Raw genomic sequence first — 2822 nt, forward strand, 5'->3', positions numbered from 1 at the left:
CTTCTCGGGCGCGGGCGGGGCGGGAGCCTGGTTGGTCCCGGGGCCCGGACCGGGCGCCGTCGTGGTCGGCAGCGGGGCCGATTGCGCCGGCGACGGGGTGCCGGCCGGGGGCGCCGCCGGCGAGGGAGCCGGCGCCGGGGCGGGCTGCGGCGCCGGGACTTGCTGGGACAAGACTTGCTGGGACCTGACCTGGGCGCTGCAGGCCAGGGCGGCCGCGAGGCCGATCGCGATCGTCGGGAGGCGGGTCTTCATCACGGGCGGAGCGCTCCGGGCGGCTTCAGCGTGGGCCGGCATCGCCGGCCGGATCGAACGCGTCAAGCGCAAAGCCGTTGCGGGCTCATCGCGAGAGCGTGAGGAGATGGGTCTCGACGCGATGGCCGCCCGGCTCGCCCCCGCGCCGGTTCTGGTCCATACACCGCCCCGACCCCATCTCAGCCTCGCTCGCCGGAGAACCCCGCCCGTGTCCCCCCTCGCCCATCGCCGCTTCCTGAAGATGAACGGGCTCGGCAACGAGATCGTGGTGCTGGACCTGCGCGGGAGCGACATCCGGGTCCAGCCGGCGGAGGCCCGGGCCATCGCGGCCGACCCGACCTCGCGCTTCGACCAGATGATGGTGCTGCACGACGCCGTCACCCCGGGCACCGACGCCTTCGTGCGGATCTACAACACCGACGGCTCGGAGGCCGGCGCCTGCGGCAACGGTACCCGCTGCGTCGCCTGGGCGATGCTCGACGATCCCATCATGGCCCGCCCACCCCTCGGCGAGCACCTGGTGCTCGAGACGAGGCCCGGTCTCCTCGAGGTCGTGCGGGTGTCAGCCCTGGATTTCACCGTCGACATGGGGGCGCCGCGTCTGAAGTGGGACGAGATCCCCCTCGCCGAGCCGTTCCCCGATACCCGCCGCATCGAGTTGCAGGTCGGGCCGATCGACGATCCGGTGCTGCACTCGCCGGGGGCGGTCAGCATGGGAAATCCGCACGCGGTGTTCTTCGTCGAGCGCGATCCCGAGACCTACGATCTCGCCCGGGTCGGCCCGCTGCTCGAATCGCACCCGATCTTCCCGGACCGGGCCAATATCTCCATCGCCCAGGTGATCGACCGCGCGCGGATCCGCCTGCGGGTCTGGGAGCGCGGCGCCGGGCTGACGCGGGCCTGCGGCACCGCCGCCTGCGCCACCCTGGTCGCGGCCGCGCGCCTGCGCCTCACCGGCCGCGAGGCCACCGTGACGCTGCCCGGCGGCGACCTGCGCATCGCCTGGGGCGAGGACGACCACGTCCGCATGACCGGCCCGACCGAGCTGGAGCACGAGGGCACCTTCGCGGCTGCGCTGTTCGAGGCGGCCGCGTGAGCGTCGAGGTCCTGAGCTTCGGCTGCCGCCTCAACGCCGCCGAATCGGAGGCGATGCGCCGGCAGGCGGAAGACGCAGGCCGCACCGACCTTCTCCTCATCAATACCTGCGCGGTCACGAGCGAGGCCGGGCGGCAGGCCCGCAAGGCGATCCGGGCGGCGGCCCGGGCCAATCCTGCGGCGCGGGTGGTGGTGACCGGGTGCGGAGCGCAGGTCGAGACCGAGGCCTACGCCGCCATGCCGGAGGTGGCGGAGATCCTCGGCAACCGGCGCAAGCTCGATCCCGCAATCTGGGCCGATGCGTCGCTCGAGCGGGTGCGGATCGACGACGTGATGGCGCCGGGCCCTGACCCGCTGCCGGAGCCCGCTCCGATGCGGGCGCGCACCCGCGCCTTCCTGCCGGTGCAGAACGGCTGCGACCACCGCTGCACCTTCTGCATCATCCCGTTCGGCCGCGGCAACTCGCGCTCGGTGCCGATGGCAAGCGTCGTGGCGCAGGTCCGCACCCTGGTCGAGCAGGGCACCCGCGAGGTGGTGCTGACCGGCGTCGACCTGACGGCCTATGGCCGCGACCTCGACGATCTCACGCTCGGCGGACTGGTGCGGGCGATCCTGCGGGCGGTGCCCGCGCTCGACCGCCTGCGCCTGTCCTCGATCGATTCCGTCGAGGCCGATCCGGAGCTGGTCGCGGCCTTCGCCGAGGAGCCGCGGCTGATGCCGCATCTCCACCTCTCGCTCCAGGCCGGGGACGACCTGATCCTCAAGCGCATGAAGCGCCGCCACGGCCGGGACGACGCGATCCGGTTCTGCGCCGAGATCCGCTCTTTGCGCCCCGACGCTGTGTTCGGCGCCGACCTGATCGCCGGCTTCCCGACCGAGACCGAGGCCCAGTTCGCCCGCTCCCTCGCCCTCGTCGAGGAATGCGGCCTCGCGCAGCTCCACGTCTTCCCCTACTCCCCCCGCCCCGGCACCCCGGCCGCCCGGATGCCGCAGGTCGCCTCGGGTGAGATCCGCGACCGGGCCGCGCGCCTGCGCGAGGCCGGCGCCGCGGCCTTCGCCCGCCACCTCGACCGCGAGGTGGGCGAGACCCGCCGGGTGCTCGCCGAGCGCGGCGGCCTAGGTCGGACGGAAGGTTTCCTGCCGGTGCGGCTGCCGGAGGGGGTGGAGGCGGGGGTGCTGATCGAACTGCGGATCGCCGGGCATGACGGGCGGGTGTTGCGGGCGGCGTGAGGGATGTCCGGCGTCACTCGTGAAAAGGCCGGCCAGGTTCAACGTCATCCCATCCACGACCTCATCCTGAGGTGCTGCCGCTTGCGGCAGCCTCGAAGGAGGTCTCCAGCATACTCGGAGACTTCTGGAGTCCTCCTTCGAGGCTCACTGCGTTCGCACCTCAGGATGAGGTCGTGGATGGGAGGAATGGATCTGGTGCGCGACAGCCACTTGTCACCCCTCCCCCATCCCGCACCCCCGCAACC

The 2822-nt window shown here is 72.9% G+C and carries 2 protein-coding genes and 1 pseudogene; 2 read left to right on the top strand and 1 reads right to left on the bottom strand.

Annotated features, from left to right (window positions below):
• Nucleotides 1–252 (bottom strand): annotated as a pseudogene (locus ABZT49_RS04995) (hypothetical protein); the annotation flags it as partial.
• 208 nt (nucleotides 253–460) lie between these two features.
• Here ABZT49_RS04995 and dapF point away from each other — a divergent pair.
• Nucleotides 461–1348 carry a diaminopimelate epimerase gene (gene dapF / locus ABZT49_RS05000; protein WP_355283828.1) on the top strand — a complete coding sequence of 296 codons (888 nt, stop codon included), beginning with the start codon at nucleotides 461–463 and terminating at the stop codon, nucleotides 1346–1348.
• Nucleotides 1345–2577, top strand: coding sequence for a tRNA (N(6)-L-threonylcarbamoyladenosine(37)-C(2))-methylthiotransferase MtaB (gene mtaB, locus ABZT49_RS05005; protein WP_355283831.1), 1233 nt, complete (start codon nucleotides 1345–1347; stop codon nucleotides 2575–2577). Before dapF ends, mtaB begins: the two co-directional genes overlap by 4 nt.
• Nucleotides 2578–2822 lie beyond the last annotated feature (245 nt).

This window comes from Methylobacterium sp. EM32 (genome assembly GCF_040593685.1).
Classification (GTDB): Bacteria; Pseudomonadota; Alphaproteobacteria; order Rhizobiales; family Beijerinckiaceae; genus Methylobacterium.